Raw genomic sequence first — 21,063 nt, 5'->3', positions numbered from 1 at the left:
CGAACAACTGTGGGAGCTCGCCCGAGCTGAAGAAAGACCTAAGACCAAAGGCTGGGCACATAGCCAAATCCACATATCCCCGAATCCACGCATCCACCAACAACGAATATCCAAATCCACGAATTGCCGAAGACTAAAGACCAAAGACTTGGCACATAGCCAAATCCACATATCCCCGAATCCGCACATCCGCCAACAACGAATATCCAAATCAACGATTAACGAAACACGAGCAACTAGTTGCTAACCAACACTAGCCTCTTCTTCTTCTGCGTTGAGCCAATTTTTAAAACCAACAAGATTACGGTAGCTTACCACCAAAGATACGGGAACCTCAAACCCCAACACTACCCGCATCAGTTTCTCTTCGGGCTGTGCTTCTTTTATTGCCAAGCGGCTTACCATAACACTGCGGCGTATGGTAAAAAAGTCGGCCCCTAATGTATGTTCGGCATCTTCAAAATTGCCTGGCCAAAGGAAAAACTCACCACTAAGGGTAACATAATGGCATACGCCCTTGTACATGTAAACACAGGCAATTTGGCTATCCATCAAATGGTTAGCCGTCTGCAATTTAGCGGACACCTTTTTGGCATGCAAGGGCTGCCGTGCTACATCTTTGATAGGTGCTGGTGGGGTTGGCATAGTGGGATCTTTGCGGAAATGCTGGTTCCAAGCAAACACGAGTGTGTTAAGTAGCACTAAAAACAAACTAATTAACGGAAAATAACGTCTGAAATATACCGTGTGAAGAATATTGATCCTAAAATACAAAAAATACAAGGTAGCAATGGCCATTGCCAATACTAGCGGATAAAATATACCATAAAGCAACTGGTTTTTTAGACGCTGAGCGAAAGCTTCTCTCCAAGCTAAGCTCGCATCAAGCTGGATACTCTTTTTCCTGACCCACCATACCAAGCCAACTGCTACCATCCAACTAAATAGCAAGGCCCGATAGTAGCCGAAGTTGGTCATGATCACACTCAGTTCTTTCTTCTCTTCAAAAGTGATGAGAAAGTGTACCAAGAACAGCAAAACCGGAGATAAAAAACAGGCAGAAGGATAAGGTTGATGACAGGCGGCACTAAAGTATTTTTTTAGATTGAGCATAGGAGAAAGCTTTAAGATGACCACTAATATAACTTTTTAGACTAAGCCATCAAAACCTACGCTCATTACCAAAACCAACTACGCTCGCTACAAAAAGGGCACAGAAGGCTTGCTAAGGCCATTTCTTTTATCAAGATTTGGGTTTATTAACCCTTAAACCTAAATTGAATGAAACATGCATTTACCCCTGGAGGTGCGGCCAAAGTGTTGGCCAACCTTTACGCATTAACAGACTCCGCTCTAGCTATAGAAGCACAAGCTTTTAGCAACGATCTTAAAAACTGGCTACATCAGCATTTTGAGCTTAATAGCCACCAAACGCTTTATCTGGCACAACTTAACCCAGAGGCTACCGGGTTTTATGCTACACAAGGCGCATTCGCCTTGCAAAATCGCTTGCCCATTTATTTAGAAGTAGGCGAACATGAAAGCCAAGACGGAGAAGAGGGTGGTAACAACCAAGGTAAGATCATTTACACTAAGGGCAGCGCCACTGCCGTAACCGATGGCCAAGGCCAACTATTTGCCGAAGGCGAACTCTATTATTGCATCAGGTATTAGCAGATGCTGCATCATTGATCATCGAGTTTACGTACTTACGGGGGTAATACCATTTACCCCCAACTTTTTTGGCGGGCAATTGTCCAGAACTACGCAGACGATAAAGCGTACGGTCACTAATTTTTAAGAGCAACTTCACGTCGGTATTGTCTAGCCAATCGTCGTACTCCGCTATTTTTATATTTCCTACTAAAACCTCAATTAGTTGTTGCTGCAATTTCAGGATGGCATCTAGATATTTAAAAAGCTCATTTTTCATAGGCTTAGCGTTAGTATCGCAAATTAAGCAATGCCCCTCCTTTCTTACAAACACTAAAAGATTAAATCAATGCTTATGAAAAATTCACATTTTATTCATTTACTCAAAAACCAATTTAACCTCTCGGAAGATGGAGAAAAAATGCTCGAACCCCGTATCAAAAAAATCTTTATGCCCAAAGGTACGCCCCTACTTCGCCCACGAGAAATTTGCAGGTATATCTATTTTTTAGAAAGTGGTTTCCTAAGGCTTTATAAAGAAAATGGAGAGCAACAAACCACCGACTTTGGCTGTGAAGGTCATTTTTGTGCAGCTGTAGAAAGCCTCCTTAACCAATCGGAAAGCGAAGAGGGAATCATCTGCGAAACCGATGCCAAGCTATATGCTTTGCATTATTACGACCTCATGATGCTCGAAGAACTGTCCATAGAATTTTTACTGCTCAGCAAAAACTTACTCAGTTATTACCTGCTTCGCCTTAACCAAGAAAAAAAGGTTTATCTAAAAGGTAATGCCACCGAAAAATTCAAATACGTGTGCAAGCACTATCCTGGCTTGGTAGCACACATTAAAAATAAAGACATGGCTTCTTACCTAGGCATAACGCAACAATCTTTTAGTAGAATGCTCAAAGAAAACTTAACAAAAGGGTAAATAAAATCTTTTCATTTTTTAACCTAACGTTCATTGTAGATGCGGGTGCTAGCTACAAACTTTGTAGTAAGCAATAAAAATTGACCAGCGTACACTATAGGAACAGGTTAGATCGGCTACATCAGTTGATTAGAACCCAACAAATGTTAGACGTGCCTACCATGGCTAAAAAGTTGGGCTACCACAAGTCTACCCTAGAAAGGCTTTTGAAAAGATTAAGGGCCGAAGGGCATGTGATTAGGTATGATACTACGCTAAAAAGATATGTGCTGGAGGAGGAATGATTGGTTCATTGGTCATTGGATTAGAGAATAAAGAACAAGGAGTAAGCAGCAAGGAACAAGGATTAAGGATTAAGGAACAAAAATTAAATGCAAAAACAAAATGTGCCCTGGGGTTCGGCGAACCAAATGGTACAGGTGCCAGGCCTACCAAAGTGGCTATAAATAAAAATCAACAAAATCGTTCGTCGTACTTCTTGTATCGTGTTTTAAGCAGGGAGCAACCACAAACGAAATTAAACCAAAACTTTTTTCGACTGCTTTTTCAAATGCAATAAAGCAGTCAACAAACATGAAAAAGAACAAAATTCTTTTTGGCCTTGCAGCGCTGGTAGTAGCGTTCGGCCTAGTATTTAGTATGAGTGCTTTCCGCTCCAATGAAAAACTGGCTACGCTCAAATACCGTTACACGGGTAATAACGAAGCAGGCCTTCATACTGCATCAAATTGGGATGATGTGTCGGCTCAGCCCAATCCAGAGGGTTGCGAGCCCGGTGAAGAAATCCCTTGTCTGGTAGAATTCGATACTTCGGAGTACACCGACTTACAGGATTTTATCGATCAAAATCCAACCTTGCAAGACATGATCGATAGCGAGCGTGTACAATCGTACAAAAACGAGGTTCAGTAAGCCTAAACTATGGGCGGAGAAATTCCCCGCCCATAGTTTAATCATATTTATTCTGCCACATGCCGCTCAACTCCAACACCACTTCTGGCAGTGGCATAGCAAACCTAGGAGAATTTGCGGGCAACCGATAAGTTTGCCCATCTACCGTTCTTTCCAAGGATATCCCTGCGCCCAACACGTTCAGCCTTTTGATATCGGCCCATCTCAAATTCCTCATCAACAACTCCTTACGCCTTTCCTGCAATATCAACTTTAGCACATCATTGGCATTTGATAACGTATATGGCACGAAAGTGCCATTGATGTAACGGTTCCTTAACAGCAGATTAAGATCTTCCAAGGCCAAGGCCTGCTGTCCTAACCTTGCCCTGCATTCTGCTCTAGTTAAATAAACTTCATCAACAGCTAAGCCACTAAATAAATTGGCCGAACCTTGATAGCTACCTTTAAAACGATAGGTACCGTCGGTGTTGCGGAGAAAAAAGACAGTTTTTCGCAGATCATTTGCTGCATAAGAGGCATATAGTGAAGGCTCAATACGGGCGGTACTAGGATTAATGATGGTAAGTAATTGCATCATACTAGAATGGATTACCTCTTTATTAAAGGCGGCAATGGGAAAATTAGCATTGGCATTTAGCGTATTGTAATTGAGCAGATCGGATTTGAGGGCCAAGCACAAATCGGCATACAAAGCCGCCTTTTCAAAATTTCCCATTTGCAAATGTGCCCGAGCCAACAGCCCATAGGCTGCAGGCTTACTAGGCCTATACACATGTAGCGGCGTAACTGGCAACAATTGTGCAGCCGCCTCTAGGTCACTTAGCGCTTGCGCATAGCCCACAGCCAAGCTGCTCCGTACCGATACCTCGTTGAAATTGACATTTAGCCGCAGTGGGATGCCCAGATCAGTAGTGGCACTGGCAGCCCTGTAGGCCTTGCCCCAAATGCTGAGGCCCAATAGAAACATTTTACCCCTGTGGAAATGGGCCTGCCCTTTTACATTACGCCATTCTTCCAAGTTAACATTACTTATCGGCACCTCGGCTATGCCCTCCAATACCGTATTTGTTCTGTACACAGCCCGGTAAAGGTTGGCCCATTCGTTATTGAGCGGGTCATATACGAAATCGTTTTGCCACGTGTGCAAGCGCTGCTGGTTTTCTACACGGGAGAGGTAATTGGCAGTAGTGAGGTAACTATCAGTTACACTGGCTTCGCCAGAAGAAGCATCCAAATCGTTCATCACACTGCTCTGATCTAAAAGTGCCTGAAAATCTTTTAAGCTGGTTGGCACAGCAAGGTTAGACCTAGGTTTTTCGTCTAAAAACTTTTTGCAGCCCAACAAGCTGCTCAAGGCAATTAAGCCTATCCAAAAATGATGATATCGTGTTTTCATTTACTTAAAATTTAATTTGAACGTTAATGGCATAGGTTTTCAATGCCTCACTGTAAGGATAATCTGGGTCGTTTGGCTCGTCATTGCGTTTCCATATCAAGCCAACTTGGTTCACGTTTCCAGTAACCGTTAACTGCTGAAAAGGCAAGCGCTTCCATTGCTGCTTAGCAAAAGCATAACTTAAACTGATGTTCTGCAAGCGAATATGGTCGGCACTTACCAAGGTGGCCTCAGAAAAATTGTAGAAAGTGTTCCTATTGCTGGCAACTGGATAGATCATACTCGGCACGTTTGTGAAGGCCTCATCACCCAGGCTGCTGCCACCGCTGACTAAATTCCCTATCGCCGTTCCTGTTGTTATATAAATTTGAATAATTTAAGCTCGTCCTCCGGTAGTAATGACCAAACTTGTACGACAAGCGAACCGATAGGTTAAAACCCCGGTAAGCCACGGTATTGGCAAAAGCGCCCGTTAGCTTGGGCAAAACGGGGCCCACATAGGCCAAGTCATTAATGGTGGTTTGGCTATTGGTCATTGCAGCATAATTTTCGCTGATTTCGCCATTGAAGTAGCCACGCGGATTACCATTCTGCGGATTAAGCCCTGCCCAGCGGTAACCATAGGCACCATACACCGGCATGCCCACTACGGCAGTGACTACGTTGCTCCCATTCACAAAGTTCGATCCCGTCTGCGAATTCAGATAATAAGCATCTACCCTATCCTTATAAAAGTTAGCAAACCAACTACTGTTCCATTTTACCACACCTACCGTGTTTTGAGAGGCAAGCTCTACATCTATACCGCTGGCCGTAATCTGTGCGGCGTTACGTACTACCCTAGTGCCCACCCCGCCAGTATAATCTACGGGATCGGAAGCCATCAGATCGTAAGACCTTTTTCTGTAATACTCTGCCGAAAGTGCCAACCTGCCGCCTAACCATTTACTATCCAAGCCAGCATTCAGGGTATTTACCGTTTCCCACCTTAAATCTGGGTTAGCATAATTGTTATAGCCTGCCATAGGTGTACCTGTAAAGTTAGAAACACCGGTATAGGTAATCGTAGTGGCGGCAGCATTCCTCGAATCGCTGTTACCACTACTGCCATACGTTAACCTCAAACGTAAATAGGTTAAAGGCTGCCATTTCAACCAACGCTCGCCACTAGCCAGCCAGGCAGCGCCTACCGACCATAGCGGGTTCCATAGATCATTGGTGGCTACCCCAAAAAGATTAGAAGCATCTCTACGTGCACTGCCAGATAGCGTATATTTCCCTTGGTAAGACAAAGCCCCATTGGCATAGGTAGAAACATAATTGTTCACTTCTCCAAACGCATCTGCCAAATAGGGAATAAACTGGTTATTGCCATTTACAATGTTTACGTAAGCGTTCTGATAATCTACCGGACTGCTCAATAAGGTCTCCGCATCTACCCCATAAACACCATTAGCCATGGTATTACGCTTAGTATTGCGTAACTCTGCACCAGCCAACACATTCAAATCAAACCCTGCCCAGCTTTGCTGATAGTTGAGTTGTGTACGCAAATTTTGGTTATTCAACAAGACCCTGCTTTCTTGGCTAATGCCTCCCAGTGGAATAGGCCGCTTCAGTTCGTTGCCATTTACTTGCGTAAATTGGTTAATCAGGTTGCGCACATAATAACTATTTGCACTATAATCCGTACTTGCAATGTCTCTAGCCACCTGTGCGGTATAGTTGGCACTCAACTGTAAGCCCTTTACTACTTGATAACTTAGCTTAAAATTAAAGAGCGCATCTAGCTGCTTCCCAGTGCTCAGCACCTCGTTTCCCTCCTGTAGGGGATAATAACGCCAATCCAACAACCTGCCCTGTGCCAATTGCGCCGTAAAACTTTCCCTGTAATTTTTCATTACCGATAGGGCATTGCCCTCGGCATCCGTAAAAGAAGTATAAGGCGGCAAAATGCCATTGCTGGTAGTTAGCTCACTAAAAGCGACCCTTCCGCTCTCGCTATTTTGCAAAGTAAGCCAAACCGCCGCACTTAAATCCAGCTTTTTCCACAACTTAAAAGTATAGTCAGATTTTAAGTTTAAGCGATCGCTACTGGCAGCCAAGGCATCCATACCTTGGTTATAACCCGCAAACAAATACCACTTGCTCACCGCACTGCCACCACTCACATCTAAATGGTATTGTTGCAACAAGGGCTGCGTATAAAACTGTTTACGGTATTCCTGCACTAGATCTATGCTGCCCAAGTTGCCCAACTGCTCATTCAATGCAGTGGTACTCCACTGCCCATCCCTGTTGGCAATCAGCAACTCTACCACTGGCGAAAGCGGAATACGAGCGATAGAGTTTTCTTGCGCATTGTAAAAGCCCTGCCCAAATAAGAACCGCTCTACATCAATCATCTCGGCACTACTCAAATTGTTATAATTGCGCAGCTTGGGCTTTTCGTTCAATAGCAGCCCACTACTTGCATTGATCTGGATGCTTTGGTTAAACCGCCCCTTCTTGGTTGTAATTACAATTACCCCATTTCCGCCCTGCGCTCCCCAAATAGAAGCCGCAGCAGCATCCTTCAATACCGTTACACTCTCCACATCATTAGGGTTCAAATTATCCAATCCTCCCGCATACGGAAAATCGTCTACCACTACCAGCGGTGCCCTATCGCCATTAATGGTACTCAAGCCCCTAATCATCATCGAACCACCATAAGTACGCCGATCTATGCTCAAGGCGGGGGTAATCCCCTCCAACCTACTCATCACATCTACCCCCTGCTGCTCATTGAAAGTTTGCTTGTCTACCACACTAAAACTACCCGTAGCCCGCTCCTTCGGTAATTGCTGGTAACCGGTATTCACAATTACTTCTTGCAACTGGGTGCTCCTGGGCTTCAACAAATGCACTACCCAACCCGCTAAAGGCAAACGCAGCTGTAAGGTATCGCTTTGGTAGCCCATTGCCGAAATCCTCAACCGCTGCTCACCATTTAAACCATCCAGTAGCACCTCTCCTCTTTCATTTCCCTGCAACTGCCTACCATTGTCTAGCAGCCGCACCGTTACATTCACTACCGCTTCTTTCGTTTGGGCATCCCTCACTGTTAATCCATATGGTGTTATCTGGGCGCTTACTGTGGTGCCAGCTAGGCACAACAGCAACATCATCATCCTCAATTTCATGGTGCTACCTCCTGCTTTGCCTTCCCGTTCAACACCTGCGCTACACTGGCTTCATTGACCAAACCAGAATCGCTAAAAGCCATCACATGGCCCTTGGCATTAATCCACACATAAAATGGCAACTGCCAATGCGGAAATAGCCTCCCTAAATGTTCATCGCCTACCACGGTACTCAAACCCGTTGCCTTGGCATGTTTATCAAAAGATAACCTTACTTTCTCGCTATCTTTATCACTTCTGGTTTTACTTACCAGCACAATAGCTACATCACCAGCGTAGGCTTTTTGCAATTGGCCTAAGCCTACAAACTTCTGTAAACAGCTACTGCACCATGTCGCCCAAAAATCTAGGATAAGCAGCTTTCCTTTATATTTCTCTAGCGTTTGTTTGCTGGTTTGCCCATTGCTATAAAAGGTATGTTCTTGTTGCCAAAAGGTTTCTGATAGTTTATCGCCAACTCGTAAAGGAGCCCCACCCTTACCCTCCCCTGAGGGAAGGGATTTGGACACTGTATAATCGTTGCGTGTTGTGTTTTTATTAAAGTTGGTCTGCCCCTGCGCCATAAAATTAAGGCATAACAATAAGGTTATTAGCGCATAAGCTTTCAGCTTTGGTCTTTTAGCTTTCAGCTTTATTTGGCAACGCAAAGCCATCGCACCGTGTATATGTATTTCATTGGTTAGTTTTTTGGTTGTTAGTTGAAAAATTTGGGACATAGTTATCCCCTTTGGCCGAAATGAACATTTCGCCATTCATTGAAAAAAGAAAAACTGCCGGCCAAATTATTATTAACCTAAACCTTTATTTATGAAATAGGCCGACAGTTTAATGATCTTTAAACTGGGTTTTTCGGCTTCAAAGCATAAAGCCGATCAAAAGGATAAAACGAATTCGGTTTGGATAGGCGGAGAGAAAATGTCAATAACCTGCGCAAACCATGTTTTGGCCGGGCTGTTGAAGAATGAGTGACTTGTTTTCTTTCCATTTTACTCGTATTGGTTATACGAGTCTTCTTGGCTGGCAGCAGTACAATACATGTGGGACTACAAACCATGGCTGCTTAAAGTTTCTGACGCCTTACGCTAACATGGATTTACAGCAGTCCCACATCTATTTCGATGTACAAATATATACATCTACGCATAGATATGGGCATTAATCTGCTGTCTTGCGTTAGCGGCGTCAGAAAATGCAACCACAAGACTCTTATTAATACCTATTTACAATAATCAAATATACAAAAACAATATCAATAAATGCAAATATTTACACGTTTTGAGATCATTTTCATTTTGAAATTAGCCTTATGGCTAATACAAATGATATTTTCACGGAAAACCTCAACTCACTAATTGAACATTCTGGTTTAACAGATGAAAACTTTTCTAATATGATGGGCTTCTCCCTGCGAAAACTGAAGTACCTTAAAAATGGGAAGGGCAGTTTAAAAGTAAATGAATTGGAAAAGATTAGCTCATTTTTTTCAATAAAGAATATCAATACCAAAAAGATTAACGTTGAAAAAGATCTAAGATTGAAGCTTATAAAAACTCACGCTAAAAATGAAGAATATATAACATCGTTGAGAGAAGCTCCAACAATAGTTTACGCAATTAAGGTTATTTTATTAGGTGAAGATATATTCAAGAACCCGATTGGTGTTAAAGAAATAAAATCATTTTTCATGCAAAGAGATTGGAATTATAGCAGTTCTGCAATTTCTATGGCGTTAACAAGGATGCCAGACTTAATCAAAATAGAACCACACCCTAGCAAGAAAGGTACTTTTGTTTATAGTAAGAGGTAATTTGAATTTTAAAACAAGCTCAAAATGAAGTCAATTTCATTTTAAGCTTACTTTTTATTTTAAACAGTTGCAAAAACGGCGATGGTAATTATCTCTTTAGGGAACTTCCCTCCTATGTTCAATAGGCTTATATTTTCCATAGCACGAGCACTGTAAACAGAGTCGCATAGTGTTACCTCCTTACCAACGTAGTTGACTACTTCTTTTGCAGTAACTTTAGTTTGCCCTTTAGCTTGGCTTAAGCCAACTATTAAGATTAGGATAGATAGATATGTTTTCATAAATTGAATTTACGATTTTTCACAAAAAGTCGACTGCGAAGAAAAAACGTAAAAGGCTAAAGTTGAATAAAAACAACAACTTATTAAAAAAGGAACGTTTGTTTATTCAAAAAGATAATTTAAAGATAAAAACACATTCAAAATGAAAACATCTAAAAATCTTAAAATTAATTGTGAGTAAAATCAAATTATAAAAGTTTTAATTCGGAGCATAAAAATGTGACTTTTTTGCACATTTTTGGTGGTCTGATTTCGCTTTGCTAGATTCATCAAACCTTAAATTGGTTCGTTACAAAAAAATAATTTTTCCTTAATAATTAACAAACTCATTATCATGTCATTAACACTCATAAAACCTATCAAAACTCTTCTAGGACACTCAACATCTACGGTCCTTTTATTGTATCAATCCTTTTTTTTAGTGCCTGCAAAAAAGAGTTATTAACCAGTGAGAACCCAGACGAAGTTGTTGCTAGCAAAAATGGTTCTTCAATGAATCAAATTAGTTATGAAGATTTTCTCAACAAAGTAGACTTAAATCAAATCGGAGATATCAGTAAGATTTTTCAAAAGTCACCTAAAGGATCCTTAGTGAGTACAGAGGCGTTGGGTGAACCTGACTATTTATTCGAACTTGAGACTTCAAAATTAATGGAGGTTAAGTTGAATGGCCATGTGAGTTACGTTTTTCCTATTAAATCATCGTCAAAATATGCTCGTGATTTTAGTAATCTGACAATTGACATAAAAGGAGGAGAAGTTAAAACGTTCATAAATACCTATACACCTACTTCACAATGGATCAATAATTGGAAAGATAAAAAGTTAACAGGTCCTTTTGACGGAGTGGTTAGCTATCAGGAAATCCCTAACAATTTTGCAGGATATAAGCAAAAATCAGGAACTATGACGATGTCGTCAATCGAATGCATAAGCTGGAATGAAACGTACGCTACTCCCTATCCATGTGACATTGATGATAGGCACATGCCTTGGGATCATTGTGAATGGGCAGGTCAATCGGGTGGCCCTGGTTGGCATGTAAGTTACACCACTAAAACAGTTTGCTATACTGGTGGTGGTGGAGGCGGTGGAAGTGGAGAGCCGGGCGGTAACGGTGGTGGTGGTGGCGAAACACCAATTACAAATCCATACCCTCCATCAACATACCAGCCTTGTGGAGTTCCACCATCAAGGCCTAGTCCAAACGTACCTCCCTGTGGCGAACCAACATTAGTTGACATTCTAATTTGGAATCTAGACCCACTTACCTCTAATCAGGAAAATTACTTGAGAAGTCCTGTTAGAAAACCATTGGTAGATAAGTTAAGTAATTATTTGCATGTCAATTGGGGTTCACAAGGCAGTTTAAATTTTGCAAAATGGTCAGTGGAGCACCTTATGAGTAATAGTCTAGCAACATTTGATAAATTAGGCGGAAACGTTATCAACAAACCGTTTGACTTTGAATCAAGCCAGCAAACTTACACACCTAAAGACAAAGAGCCTACAAGCTACTATTGGAGACCAAAGCTGAAAAAACAAGAAGATTTCCATGAGCATTTAAGCTTTGTCCCGTCAGACACTGATCCTATTGACCTATTTAATTGCCATTATCATGCTTTCGGTGATGTAGCAGGAGCAGTTAAATACCCTGGAAGCCCAAAGCACATACTCGCTATGAACATAACTCCTACATGGGAAAAGGTCACTGGTAATATCCAGGTTGGAGATAGAATAGGATACTATATGCCAAATTCAGCAGGTACCGGACCAGGGTGGGTGCACTCCGGCATAGTGGTTGAGGTAGATTCAGATGGATATGCCACAAAAATTGCAAGTAAGTTAGGACCGTATTATCAAATCATAGAACATCATCCACGAGACATTCCAGAATCATACGGCAGTAGTGAAGCTTCATTTACAGTCAATGGCAAAACTGAGCCCTCTCGTATTTATTGGAGAATAAAATAATTTGACATAGCATGAGAAAGATTCTCTTAATATTGACCTTATTAGTCTTCGCAACTACAACATTTGCGCAGGATAAAATCGCTCATGATCTCCAAAATCTTGCAAAGCTCAAGCTATGGTCAGAGATGTATGGTGCATATCCCAATAGAAAAGAATTCAAAAATGATGCAAAAAAGACGACTAGAGATTCACTTTACCATGAATATGTTTCCCTTATTGCCAAGGTAAAGAAATCGCCAAAAATATATCTGTCATATATCAATAAGGTGCTGAAAGAAAATACGGATTCGCTGCGTAAAAAAAGTATATTGTACAATAATCCGACCCCGACGATCCTCTACAATTATGATCCCCACTCTATAAAGGTTATTGATTTGTATCGTGTAATCAAGTTCAGTCTTTTTGAACGCAATGATGATTTTTTACCAGAAGACTTTAAAAAACCAGGAATAATTGATCCCAAAAACTACTATGGCTATTACGAACCTGAGCCTAAGCGTAAAGCAGCCATCAAATATATTATGAATAGGTTTGCTTTAAACTCGGAAGAAAAAAATTTCTTCGGAATAAATTAAATGTCGGGTTTGTAATGGATATAAAGAAATTTCTAGATACCAGTGCAAAGACAATCGAAAATGAAGAGTTCATAAAGAATTCTATAGCGGCTTTTGTAAAGAGTAGGGAAACTCCGTTGGCGGGCCGCTACTTTTATTTCAAGTTATCAAAAGAAACGAAAGACTATGTCCCAAAAGATAAGCAGCCATACCAAAAGTAATCTTGTGGAATATTGCACTTTTCTCACTTATATGCTTCAAATTTCATGTACCTGAATAGTCTTAGCCCCCCCTTTTCTATCACGCATCATTTCACTTCCCATTTCCGGAGATATATTAATTTGATCCCATGTATCGAATATTGGATAGTGCAATAGGACGTTTCGTACAAAGACGATAAATTCAAAAATGCCCTCAAAGCACTTTGGATTAGAGAAGTTTGTTTTTATATCATAAACTGCTTGAATTTCATCGAAGATCGAAAAGATTTCTTTTAGCAAGAGTAATCTAATTTGGGGTGGGAGGTTATCATTCTGCAAAGCGTCTTTAAGATGTACAAATCTGACAAAAGCATGTTCGACAAAATCACTTCTTATATTTCCTAGTGAAGCTCTTATTGCTGGATCAAGTTTGGCTGAATATTTAATCATACATTAATTTATTTATTAGCTATTTCAGATTAGTTATTTTAGATAATTTTGTTATACTTTATAACGTTATGTTTTAGAGCATTAGATAAGGTTAAAAAGCTAAAACACGAACATAACCGTGTTTTAGCTGAATTGATATTTTTGTTTAAAGTCTTAAGGAGCAATCCAATCAAAGTCAATTAAATGTGCTAGGTTGTCCGTTACTTTGTTATCTGGATTGGAACGTAAATACTTCCCGTTGCTACCATTAACAACAGTTACTGTTTCTCCAATATCCCATCCCCCTCTGGTATAATTCCATACCCAAGTTTTAGCGGTATTTCCTGTTTGCTCAAGCAGTGCTATCGCATCTGCTTTTGTTTTTTTTACCGCTCTTGAAGTTGAGCTTTCACCAACAGTATGAAAAGCATAATGAGTTATCACATCATTAGAGTTTTTCCACACACCTGTAATTTTGTATTGTGCCATAGTTTTTCTATTTTAATTAAAACTTAAAATTTGATAAAATTTCTTTCTCATGCTTTGCATAGGATTCAATGCCTAACCTATACATTGTATTGAGTTTTTTCACATCCTTCTCTAACATATTAGTACCATATTGAGGCTCATTAAAAGTATCGTTAATCCTCACTATAGATAAATCAGGAAATAATAATTTTGTAACTACTTCAGTGGTATTGGAACTCGCCACAAGTATTCTACTGGCAATTTGTCCCATCTCAAACCAGCTGATTACTTTATGAAATCGATGTAAGGGCTTTTCGATATAGTTGCCCACTCCTATGCTTAAAACCTTGATCTGATCATCAGCCAATTTCAATGCTTTTTTAGCATCAATTAGAGCAAATAGAGTTGGATTATTTGCAATAAATCCTCCGTCAATAGCCACTAATTCTTCTTTATTTTCCGTCTTAAGTACTTTCTTGCTAAAAACTGGACACGCTGCGCAAGATGCTTCTACTGCATCTAAAATGGTTACGCCAAAGCCTGATACAAACGAACTTTTGGTTCCGTGGGCCCTTGCTATGTCATTTTTAAATATTAAAGGCTTTTGAGTATTATAGTTCGTTGCAATTATTCCGATCCCTGTTTTAAATTCATCAAACTTCCTGTCACCAAAAATATCAGAGCCAAGCTTTCGTAATTTTTTCGACTTCCTTCCCGAGCCATAACACTTCATTATTGGAGGTATAAGTTCTAGGTATTTCTGCTTAACTTCATCAACGCAGTATCCCAACGCAAGCATCGAAGCGATAATAGACCCTGTACTAGTCCCATAAATAAGTTGAAATACTTGGTTTAAAGGTTTGCCAGCAGCTGTTTCAATTTCTTTCAATACGCCTAGAGTATATACACCCTTAGATCCTCCTCCATCTAGGCACAGTATATTAGTTAAATCTTCTTTGTTCATATTTTTTGAATAAAAGCCTACTAAATAAAAAATTAGTAGGCTTTAAATAATTAAGATGCATTTCTAAAAAACCTTTCAAACCTTACCTTATCCTCAAATGGCATACTTGAGTATGATGTAATTACAGTAGAATTAATTTCTTTAATCACTATATAAAGCTTCAGCACTTCCTTCGACATAAGATAAGTAGGTCCGAAAAGTTTTCTTGTCCCATTCGGTACCAGTGCATTTTCCATTTGTTCAGGATCATTTAATAGCCTTAGAAGAAACATTTCACAACTTTTTGAAAGTGCGACTGGAGAATAATCTTGAGCAATTAATTCCATTTCACTTTGTAAATACATTAGACCGGCAGCATCATAGCTTGATATTTTAATATCTTCCGAATCCTTTATAATATTCTTTACATATCTAACCAGTTTTTTATACTTACCTCCCACTCTTTTATCTTTTCCATCGCACTTTGCAATATGTAGAAAAGGATAATTTTCAATCATCTTATCCTCCTTTTTATCATACAGCATTATCCCTCTTGCGGTTAAATCTATAGACCCATAAGAATTAGTATTATGTACCCAAGAACATGGCACCAGGTCTATCTTTCTATTTAAAGAACCGCCCTCGATAGATGTTGCTTTACCACCAACATCATCTATTGTAACAGTAGGAAATTTAGTTTCTATTGTGCCAACTAGATCATCTCTCAACTCAATTAAATCATTAGTTGCATTGCCCTGATAAGGATTGGTTACAGGTAATGGAGGTGTAACCCAATAGTAACGGCCAGTTACAACTAGCAAATCAATATCACTATGCTGTTTAATATGAACATTTAAGGGAACAGAACCTTGGTATTCAAATGAAAGATTTGAATGATTTGCAGATATATTCTCTTTCAGTTGATTTATCACACGCTCACATTGCTTGAATGTATTCTCGGTGTAACTACGAGATACTGGTTCCATTGCTTCGGATATGTAAAGAACACCTTCTGAAGTCTTGCCAGAGAAATTTTCAAATAAGTCACCTTTTATTAAATCATCACCAAATTTTCTACGCTGCATAGCCTGCAGACTCTTTGTAAAATCAAACGCCATCTTATTTCCCCTCCTTTCTTACACCTTTAAACTTGCCCCCAGATGTTTTAACATCCATAAATTGTCCTGTTTGCGTATCTCGCTTGATCCATAATCCCGTTTTTGGGTTTTGTGTCTGCGTACGTTCGCCAACGTATCCATGTCGGCGGTTATCTCCGCTCTTTCCATTTCCTGCCATTGTATTTTTCTTTATCAAATTAAATTTCGTGCTTAAAGCACAGTTAAGCATACGGGCTTGCTAAGAAAGCAAAACACAGTATGGTGCTGGTGTGTATTTGCACCAACACAGAATTAAACCTAAATGACGTATTCTTTCGTACAGAACAAGGGGTACGTGCAAACCCCAAGGTACAATGGAAAGGAAAAGTATATTTACGGTTTTCCGTAGATTTTTTTTGGTATTGCGAAACAAAAAGCTTTATTTCGCGTTCAAAATAATGAAACAACTTCGTTCTACTTTCCAGGTACGGACGATAAAAATTTCAAGGAGTCAAGTCTTCGACCACTTGGCTCTTTACTTTTTATATCACCTTCTATTTCTCTATCTTTATTTTTTCATGCTAATTATTTTATCAAAATTACTATTTTTTTTAGTGTGCAGGTTAAATAAATATCCACACTCTCAAGGCTTACAAGGATTTAAAGAAAGCATGCCTTATTTTTTTAACATTATCGCATTTGCTCTACTTTTTTTAGTATCTCCTTTACTGGCTCTTTTAACTCTTCGCCCATTTTTATAATTTCATTGGGGAATTGCTCTTTGAGCAATGTCATCAAAGCATAATAGGTTGGTTTAAATATATCTTTTAGCTGTGTATGTTTATTTAGAATATCCAATAATATATAATTTTGCTTCTTAACAAGCAGCTCTAAGAATACCGGATTTAATTCATATATCTCAGATTTAGAATCTTTCACTATTCGATCTATTAAACCTATCGCTTGAGTAAATTTTCCTACAACTGTAAACGCATGTGCGTTAAGCGCTAGCGCAGGTATATCACCTATCTTTTCAATATCATCGACCAATCTCTCTATATCGCTTAAATGCTCAAGTGTATCCTCTAAATACGATTGCAGTAAGAATACTTGCACATATTTAATAGCAGAAGTTCTTTCCCCCTCATATAACTTGTACAATTTTTGTAAAGTTTCTAAATCTGTATTTAATATTAGATCACCTTTCGCATTTACGGAGCTAGTGTAAATCAATTCATAAAAAGACAGCTTAAATGACTTTTTTACCACCTTACTATCAATTGTATTTAAGACACTATTTCCAATTTCAACAGCTTTAATATTAAATCCCTTTTCAAATAAGTAATCAAGTAGCAGATATTTCATTTCACTATCCATTGAAATACCTTCTTTAAATGCAGCTATAATCTGATCTTCATCATGGTAAGACTTTAATAAAATGTTAATCGCTACTTTTCTTCCATTTTTTAGGCTGAGCAAAACATATTTCCGAACATTCTCCTCATCCCCAGTCATGAAGTAAGCATGAGCCAAAAATTCGTAAACTTCATTTTTTTCTTCGTCACTATAATTCTTTGCAATATCAACGATATCACTATATGCATCAACAAGTGCATAAAATGGAATTAATGATAAAATATCTTCTTTTTTAAATTTAGTATTTAAATTAATTGTATTAAGAACGTCTTTAATCCTTAAACCTTCTTTATCTTTTGTATACGAATAGATTAATAACAAATGTTTAATTTTAAGTAAATCATTGTCTTCAATTCTGTTAGCATAATCAATTGCTAACTCGAATTCTTTAGTCTTAATCAGCTCAAGAATTTTTTTACTTCTCCATTTTGTAATACTAGGTAATTGCTTTTGTAAATCTTCGTTTAAAATAGCTTTTGTTTCATCGTACAAAACCTCCATCTTATCCAATTCTATCTTACCGATATCAGCCAATGCATCAAGTATCATCAAAGCCGCATTCGGCTTATAATTACCCGTTTTTAACAGTTTTACATGATTTAAAACAAAACTAGAAAGCTCATCCCGATCGGCATACCATATCTCCAGAAACCTAGTAAGCCAAGCTACCCTTCTTTTATCCCTTCTATCTCCATTTCGCATTAAATACCAAATATTAAAGAAACGCTCTCTTAATTGGTATAGATGATTTTTTGTGTTGGTTTCTTTTTTCTCTACAATATTATTTTTCTCTAGCTGATTCAACTGTGCAGAAACAACCTTAGTTGCAATGTTTTTGCCGTCCTCTCGAATTTCGCTAGCGATTTCTTTAGCGCTCACCGCATCCCATTTTTTAGCAATTACATCAACTATTCTTCTTTGCTGTAGCGGCAGATCTTCTATTCGATGTTTATACAACGGTGTAGCTTTATCCAGAACTTTTTCCAAATCTTCCAATGCCGAACCATCCTTATCGTCAAGCAACACCTGATAAAGCATCATAATGGTACGTATAACACCGCCCGTAAGAATTGACAAGGTATCTATTTTGCCCTTGCTCCTTTTTAAGTCAATTTTCCTATCTTCTTCACAGCTTTCCTGCAACTTTCCAATCAATTCAAAAGTTTCGTCTTTTGTTAAGCCTTCAAGACGTATGATCTGAAAAAACTCATAAAACGGTTGCGAGTAATCGTGCAGGTCGTTAATTACAACGGCAGAGGCCCCTATAATCCTAATATCATTGCAGTCCATTAAGATTTCTCTTAATCTTCGCTTTTCTTTATCGCGTAAATTGTCTAGAAATAGCTCTCCAAAATTATCAAAGAATAATACCAGTTTTTTCTTATTCTTTCTTAATACTTCGATGAAATAATCAAAACATTTCTTCTCATAATCTACAGCATCAACGAATTGTTCTGTATAATCGTAATACTTGCCATTTGTTTCAAAATATTCATCTAAATACTTTAATAGTTTTTCCCACAAACCAGCCAATGAATTAACATCATAAGTTTCTTCGTTAAAAAAAACAGGTATTAGCCATTTATTTAGCTTATCATCTTTTTCTACCTCATACTTTAATCTCAGCAAAAGAGTGGTCTTACCCATGCCTCGCTGGCCTTGTATGATATAGTGTTTTTCTGGATAATGCATATCACTACCCTTTATATCCTTATATATTTTCTCAAAAGTTTTAGTTCGTACCACAAAGCTAGAAATAAGGTCTTCCTTATTTAAGCTTGCCGGATTATATAGTGTTGTATTCGCCATTTCAATTAATTTTTATCTGCATATATGCTGCTTACACCACATTTGCAATATTGGGGAGGTATAATAATAAACCGTATCTTGTTGACTATAATATAAATAACCATCTCCTTCAAGTACATTTTTAACACGTTGTTTTTCTACTACGTTATGCTTTACGGCATAGTCGTTCAGCTCATTCTCGTCAATAGTATTGTTTAATGCTACGTGCTTGAGCACATCCATAACAAAAGCATATTCTTCATCTTTAAATAGACTTGTCAACCGCGAAAAGTACGGCTCAAATTGAGGCCTATTTCGTACGTGCACCACTTGATCAAACGCCTTATCTACAGCATTTTTATCTAACTCGACACCATTATTAGCTTCAAACACTTCTATTAATTCTTGCGCTATGAGCTGCAAATGGAATGGAATAAGCCATTTCAGTTTTGCCATCACATAAGTCAATTCTTCCTCTTTCAGGGAAAGTCCTTCTTCTGCCAATAGTTTTTGCAGAAAATCTTTACCTTCATTTTCAGTTAGCCCACTAACTTCAACCGTACGCAAATCGTTTATTGCAGTAAGTTGAGTAACCTGCTCAACTATTGGAAAAAGAGATAGGGAACCTGTATATATAAACTGAATATTACCAGTCACATTATCATGATGGCGCAGTTCTCTGTTTCTTTGAATAAATTTTTCTGCAACTTCAACACCAGATTTAGCCACTATATTCTGTATAGTTTGTGGAAATTCGTCTATTTGAATCACCAAACTACCAACTTCTTTTTTCACCTTACCTAATACCTCAATTAGCAGCTCAAAATAATCAGGCTCTTCCCTTCCCTGTAACTCTACATTGTAAACTTTTTTAACCCTTGCTAACACTGCCTCTAGCCCCTCAGACAGATATTGCGATAACTTAAAGATTCCAACTATAGCATCGCTTTTCAGCAACGCATCAAAGATTGCTTTAAAAAAATCGTTCGAATCATCGATAGATTCAGTTATAACATAAACGAAATAAAAATTTTCCTCAGGCTGTTCTTCTATATGCCTTAATATAGAAGTCTTTCCAACTCTTCGAGGCGCCGATAAATAAATACTTACACCGCTTCTTAGCACCCTATATATCCTAGCAATCTCTTTTATTCTTGGATAAAAAGCTTCTCCTCTTGCTGGATTACCTAAACTGTTTCTCATCTTAACAATAAATTTGTTGTCAAATATAATGACAATAAATCTATTGTCAAAATTTTTAACAAAATATTTATTGTCAAATACTGCTTTCATTGCAGCGAGTGCTGTCATCCGTATGGCCATCATTTACAAAATTGGCTACATCCGTAACACGACAATAAATTGAATCACGGTTATTTAGGGGAAGTAGTGCCAGGAAACAGGTTACCATAAGCCTACTTAATCCCGTCTTCATTTAGCATCACTTCAATGTTTTCATATTCTTACATTTAGGATAATTTGTGCGCCCTAAAAAGTTACTATATGGTCCTTTTTTCTTTGTCATAAAACCACTTTTGCAACTTGTGCATAGCATTTTGTCATCCACAATTGCTATGCTAAATGTTTGGCTACAATTAGGGTAATGCGTGCAGCCCAGAAATGGCTGGCTACTTGACGGCTTTTGTCTCATTACCAATTTACCCGTTTTACAGTATGGGCAATTGGTAGTTTTTAGTGTTCCCTCAGTAGTTAACAAGTAATTGTTATCGGTCTCGTTGTGAAAAAGCTTGTTTTTTGGTTTGTTGAAATACACCGTATGTATTTTTTATTGTTCGACTTGTTTTTTAAATTGTTATTATCTACTTTCGAAGTAAGGAATCGAACGCCTCAGTTGTGAGTGACTGAAACGTGGGGTTAAAAAATCAATTAAAGACAAGTTAAACAGCAGATTTTTGTTAAACCGCTGGCATAGTTGTCCTTAAACACCCCCCTCTAGCGCCAGCATTTTGCTGGTGATCATGCTACATCATATTCAATATATCCGACTTAAATCAAGTTAATA

General features: G+C 38.7%; 22 protein-coding genes. 7 read left to right on the top strand and 15 right to left on the bottom strand.

Annotated elements, in window-relative coordinates:
* Window positions 1-243: 243 nt before the first annotated feature.
* Window positions 244-1,113: a hypothetical protein gene (locus tag OVA16_RS10500; RefSeq protein ID WP_267759100.1), complete on the bottom strand. Its 870-nt coding sequence runs from the start codon at window positions 1,111-1,113 to the stop codon at window positions 244-246.
* A gap of 168 nt (window positions 1,114-1,281) precedes the next feature.
* Between OVA16_RS10500 and OVA16_RS10495 the strand changes: the two genes are divergently transcribed.
* A complete protein-coding gene (locus OVA16_RS10495) occupies window positions 1,282-1,674 on the top strand; it encodes a hypothetical protein (RefSeq protein ID WP_267759098.1) in 393 nt (130 codons plus the stop codon).
* On the opposite strand, the gene OVA16_RS10490 is transcribed toward OVA16_RS10495, so the two are convergent.
* Window positions 1,664-1,933, bottom strand: a complete 270-nt coding sequence (locus OVA16_RS10490; RefSeq protein ID WP_138728826.1) for a helix-turn-helix domain-containing protein — start codon at window positions 1,931-1,933, stop codon at window positions 1,664-1,666. The two genes, OVA16_RS10495 and OVA16_RS10490, sit on opposite strands and share 11 nt — an antisense overlap.
* Before the next feature lie 75 nt (window positions 1,934-2,008).
* Here OVA16_RS10490 and OVA16_RS10485 point away from each other — a divergent pair, with 75 nt between their 5' ends.
* From OVA16_RS10485 to OVA16_RS10475, 3 genes are all read left to right on the top strand, one after another.
* Window positions 2,009-2,587, top strand: coding sequence for a Crp/Fnr family transcriptional regulator (locus OVA16_RS10485; protein ID WP_267759095.1), 579 nt, complete (start codon window positions 2,009-2,011; stop codon window positions 2,585-2,587).
* An 80-nt stretch (window positions 2,588-2,667) separates the two neighbouring features.
* Entirely contained in the window at window positions 2,668-2,871 is a 204-nt protein-coding gene (locus OVA16_RS10480) for a hypothetical protein (protein WP_138728824.1), read from the top strand.
* Window positions 2,872-3,160: 289 nt separating this feature from the next.
* Window positions 3,161-3,499, top strand: a complete 339-nt coding sequence (locus OVA16_RS10475) for a DUF6520 family protein (RefSeq protein ID WP_267759091.1) — start codon at window positions 3,161-3,163, stop codon at window positions 3,497-3,499.
* 37 nt (window positions 3,500-3,536) lie between these two features.
* On the opposite strand, the gene OVA16_RS10470 is transcribed toward OVA16_RS10475, so the two are convergent.
* From OVA16_RS10470 to OVA16_RS10455, 4 genes are read right to left on the bottom strand one after another with little or no spacing between them, the layout of a single operon-like run.
* Window positions 3,537-4,898 (bottom strand): RagB/SusD family nutrient uptake outer membrane protein, encoded by a 1,362-nt coding sequence (locus OVA16_RS10470; RefSeq protein ID WP_267759089.1) that lies wholly within the window; start codon window positions 4,896-4,898, stop codon window positions 3,537-3,539.
* A gap of 4 nt (window positions 4,899-4,902) precedes the next feature.
* Entirely contained in the window at window positions 4,903-5,178 is a 276-nt protein-coding gene (locus tag OVA16_RS10465; protein ID WP_267759087.1) for a hypothetical protein, read from the bottom strand.
* Window positions 5,179-5,203: 25 nt separating this feature from the next.
* On the bottom strand, window positions 5,204-8,083 hold the full coding sequence (locus tag OVA16_RS10460) for a TonB-dependent receptor domain-containing protein (protein WP_267759085.1): 2,880 nt from the start codon (window positions 8,081-8,083) through the stop codon (window positions 5,204-5,206).
* On the bottom strand, window positions 8,080-8,799 hold the full coding sequence (locus tag OVA16_RS10455; RefSeq protein ID WP_267759083.1) for a TlpA family protein disulfide reductase: 720 nt from the start codon (window positions 8,797-8,799) through the stop codon (window positions 8,080-8,082). Before OVA16_RS10455 ends, OVA16_RS10460 begins: the two co-directional genes overlap by 4 nt.
* 590 nt (window positions 8,800-9,389) lie before the next feature.
* On the opposite strand from OVA16_RS10455, the gene OVA16_RS10450 reads away from it, so the two are divergent.
* Complete coding sequence (locus tag OVA16_RS10450; protein WP_267759081.1) at window positions 9,390-9,890, top strand: HTH domain-containing protein; 501 nt, start codon at window positions 9,390-9,392, stop codon at window positions 9,888-9,890.
* A gap of 59 nt (window positions 9,891-9,949) precedes the next feature.
* On the opposite strand, the gene OVA16_RS10445 is transcribed toward OVA16_RS10450, so the two are convergent.
* Entirely contained in the window at window positions 9,950-10,171 is a 222-nt protein-coding gene (locus OVA16_RS10445) for a hypothetical protein (RefSeq protein ID WP_267759079.1), read from the bottom strand.
* A gap of 492 nt (window positions 10,172-10,663) precedes the next feature.
* Between OVA16_RS10445 and OVA16_RS10440 the strand changes: the two genes are divergently transcribed.
* Both OVA16_RS10440 and OVA16_RS10435 read left to right on the top strand, forming a co-directional pair.
* A complete protein-coding gene (locus tag OVA16_RS10440; protein ID WP_267759077.1) occupies window positions 10,664-12,145 on the top strand; it encodes a hypothetical protein in 1,482 nt (493 codons plus the stop codon).
* 11 nt (window positions 12,146-12,156) lie between these two features.
* A complete protein-coding gene (locus OVA16_RS10435; protein WP_267759075.1) occupies window positions 12,157-12,720 on the top strand; it encodes a hypothetical protein in 564 nt (187 codons plus the stop codon).
* 236 nt (window positions 12,721-12,956) lie between these two features.
* Here the strand turns inward: OVA16_RS10435 and OVA16_RS10430 are convergent, their stop codons facing one another.
* The 8 genes from OVA16_RS10430 to OVA16_RS20255 form a co-directional block, all read right to left on the bottom strand.
* Complete coding sequence (locus OVA16_RS10430; protein ID WP_267759073.1) at window positions 12,957-13,349, bottom strand: hypothetical protein; 393 nt, start codon at window positions 13,347-13,349, stop codon at window positions 12,957-12,959.
* Window positions 13,350-13,502: 153 nt separating this feature from the next.
* Window positions 13,503-13,817, bottom strand: coding sequence for a DUF3892 domain-containing protein (locus OVA16_RS10425; RefSeq protein ID WP_267759071.1), 315 nt, complete (start codon window positions 13,815-13,817; stop codon window positions 13,503-13,505).
* A gap of 16 nt (window positions 13,818-13,833) precedes the next feature.
* Window positions 13,834-14,760, bottom strand: coding sequence for a patatin-like phospholipase family protein (locus OVA16_RS10420; RefSeq protein ID WP_267759068.1), 927 nt, complete (start codon window positions 14,758-14,760; stop codon window positions 13,834-13,836).
* Between the two features lie 50 nt (window positions 14,761-14,810).
* Window positions 14,811-15,857 (bottom strand): hypothetical protein, encoded by a 1,047-nt coding sequence (locus tag OVA16_RS10415; RefSeq protein ID WP_267759066.1) that lies wholly within the window; start codon window positions 15,855-15,857, stop codon window positions 14,811-14,813.
* A gap of 1 nt (window position 15,858) precedes the next feature.
* A complete protein-coding gene (locus OVA16_RS10410) occupies window positions 15,859-16,035 on the bottom strand; it encodes a hypothetical protein (protein ID WP_267759064.1) in 177 nt (58 codons plus the stop codon).
* A 491-nt stretch (window positions 16,036-16,526) separates the two neighbouring features.
* A complete protein-coding gene (locus OVA16_RS10405) occupies window positions 16,527-19,061 on the bottom strand; it encodes a winged-helix domain-containing protein (RefSeq protein WP_267759062.1) in 2,535 nt (844 codons plus the stop codon).
* Between the two features lie 12 nt (window positions 19,062-19,073).
* Window positions 19,074-20,366: an ATP-binding protein gene (locus tag OVA16_RS10400; protein ID WP_267759060.1), complete on the bottom strand. Its 1,293-nt coding sequence runs from the start codon at window positions 20,364-20,366 to the stop codon at window positions 19,074-19,076.
* Window positions 20,367-20,481: 115 nt separating this feature from the next.
* Complete coding sequence (locus OVA16_RS20255; protein ID WP_420712318.1) at window positions 20,482-20,814, bottom strand: topoisomerase DNA-binding C4 zinc finger domain-containing protein; 333 nt, start codon at window positions 20,812-20,814, stop codon at window positions 20,482-20,484.
* Window positions 20,815-21,063: the final 249 nt, after the last annotated feature.

This window comes from Pedobacter sp. SL55, assembly GCF_026625705.1.
GTDB lineage: Bacteria > Bacteroidota > Bacteroidia > Sphingobacteriales > Sphingobacteriaceae > Pedobacter.
The sequence above is the reverse complement of the archived record's forward strand: the minus strand, read 5'-3'. Positions and strand labels throughout refer to the sequence as shown.

What these genes read in the sequence shown, in the direction of transcription:
- OVA16_RS10455 (WP_267759083.1), bottom strand. Translation starts at nt 8,799, where the DNA reads ATGTCCCAAATTTTTCAACTAACAACCAAAAAACTAACCAATGAAATA.
- OVA16_RS10485 (WP_267759095.1), top strand. Translation starts at nt 2,009, where the DNA reads ATGAAAAATTCACATTTTATTCATTTACTCAAAAACCAATTTAACCTC.
- OVA16_RS10475 (WP_267759091.1), top strand. Translation starts at nt 3,161, where the DNA reads ATGAAAAAGAACAAAATTCTTTTTGGCCTTGCAGCGCTGGTAGTAGCG.
- OVA16_RS10490 (WP_138728826.1), bottom strand. Translation starts at nt 1,933, where the DNA reads ATGAAAAATGAGCTTTTTAAATATCTAGATGCCATCCTGAAATTGCAG.
- OVA16_RS10495 (WP_267759098.1), top strand. Translation starts at nt 1,282, where the DNA reads ATGAAACATGCATTTACCCCTGGAGGTGCGGCCAAAGTGTTGGCCAAC.
- OVA16_RS10440 (WP_267759077.1), top strand. Translation starts at nt 10,664, where the DNA reads ATGAATCAAATTAGTTATGAAGATTTTCTCAACAAAGTAGACTTAAAT.
- OVA16_RS10435 (WP_267759075.1), top strand. Translation starts at nt 12,157, where the DNA reads ATGAGAAAGATTCTCTTAATATTGACCTTATTAGTCTTCGCAACTACA.
- OVA16_RS10465 (WP_267759087.1), bottom strand. Translation starts at nt 5,178, where the DNA reads ATGATCTATCCAGTTGCCAGCAATAGGAACACTTTCTACAATTTTTCT.
- OVA16_RS10420 (WP_267759068.1), bottom strand. Translation starts at nt 14,760, where the DNA reads ATGAACAAAGAAGATTTAACTAATATACTGTGCCTAGATGGAGGAGGA.
- OVA16_RS10415 (WP_267759066.1), bottom strand. Translation starts at nt 15,857, where the DNA reads ATGGCGTTTGATTTTACAAAGAGTCTGCAGGCTATGCAGCGTAGAAAA.
- OVA16_RS10450 (WP_267759081.1), top strand. Translation starts at nt 9,390, where the DNA reads ATGGCTAATACAAATGATATTTTCACGGAAAACCTCAACTCACTAATT.
- OVA16_RS10445 (WP_267759079.1), bottom strand. Translation starts at nt 10,171, where the DNA reads ATGAAAACATATCTATCTATCCTAATCTTAATAGTTGGCTTAAGCCAA.
- OVA16_RS10500 (WP_267759100.1), bottom strand. Translation starts at nt 1,113, where the DNA reads ATGCTCAATCTAAAAAAATACTTTAGTGCCGCCTGTCATCAACCTTAT.
- OVA16_RS10470 (WP_267759089.1), bottom strand. Translation starts at nt 4,898, where the DNA reads ATGAAAACACGATATCATCATTTTTGGATAGGCTTAATTGCCTTGAGC.
- OVA16_RS10425 (WP_267759071.1), bottom strand. Translation starts at nt 13,817, where the DNA reads ATGGCACAATACAAAATTACAGGTGTGTGGAAAAACTCTAATGATGTG.
- OVA16_RS10405 (WP_267759062.1), bottom strand. Translation starts at nt 19,061, where the DNA reads ATGGCGAATACAACACTATATAATCCGGCAAGCTTAAATAAGGAAGAC.
- OVA16_RS10400 (WP_267759060.1), bottom strand. Translation starts at nt 20,366, where the DNA reads ATGATGGCCATACGGATGACAGCACTCGCTGCAATGAAAGCAGTATTT.
- OVA16_RS10460 (WP_267759085.1), bottom strand. Translation starts at nt 8,083, where the DNA reads ATGAAATTGAGGATGATGATGTTGCTGTTGTGCCTAGCTGGCACCACA.
- OVA16_RS10410 (WP_267759064.1), bottom strand. Translation starts at nt 16,035, where the DNA reads ATGGCAGGAAATGGAAAGAGCGGAGATAACCGCCGACATGGATACGTT.
- OVA16_RS10430 (WP_267759073.1), bottom strand. Translation starts at nt 13,349, where the DNA reads ATGATTAAATATTCAGCCAAACTTGATCCAGCAATAAGAGCTTCACTA.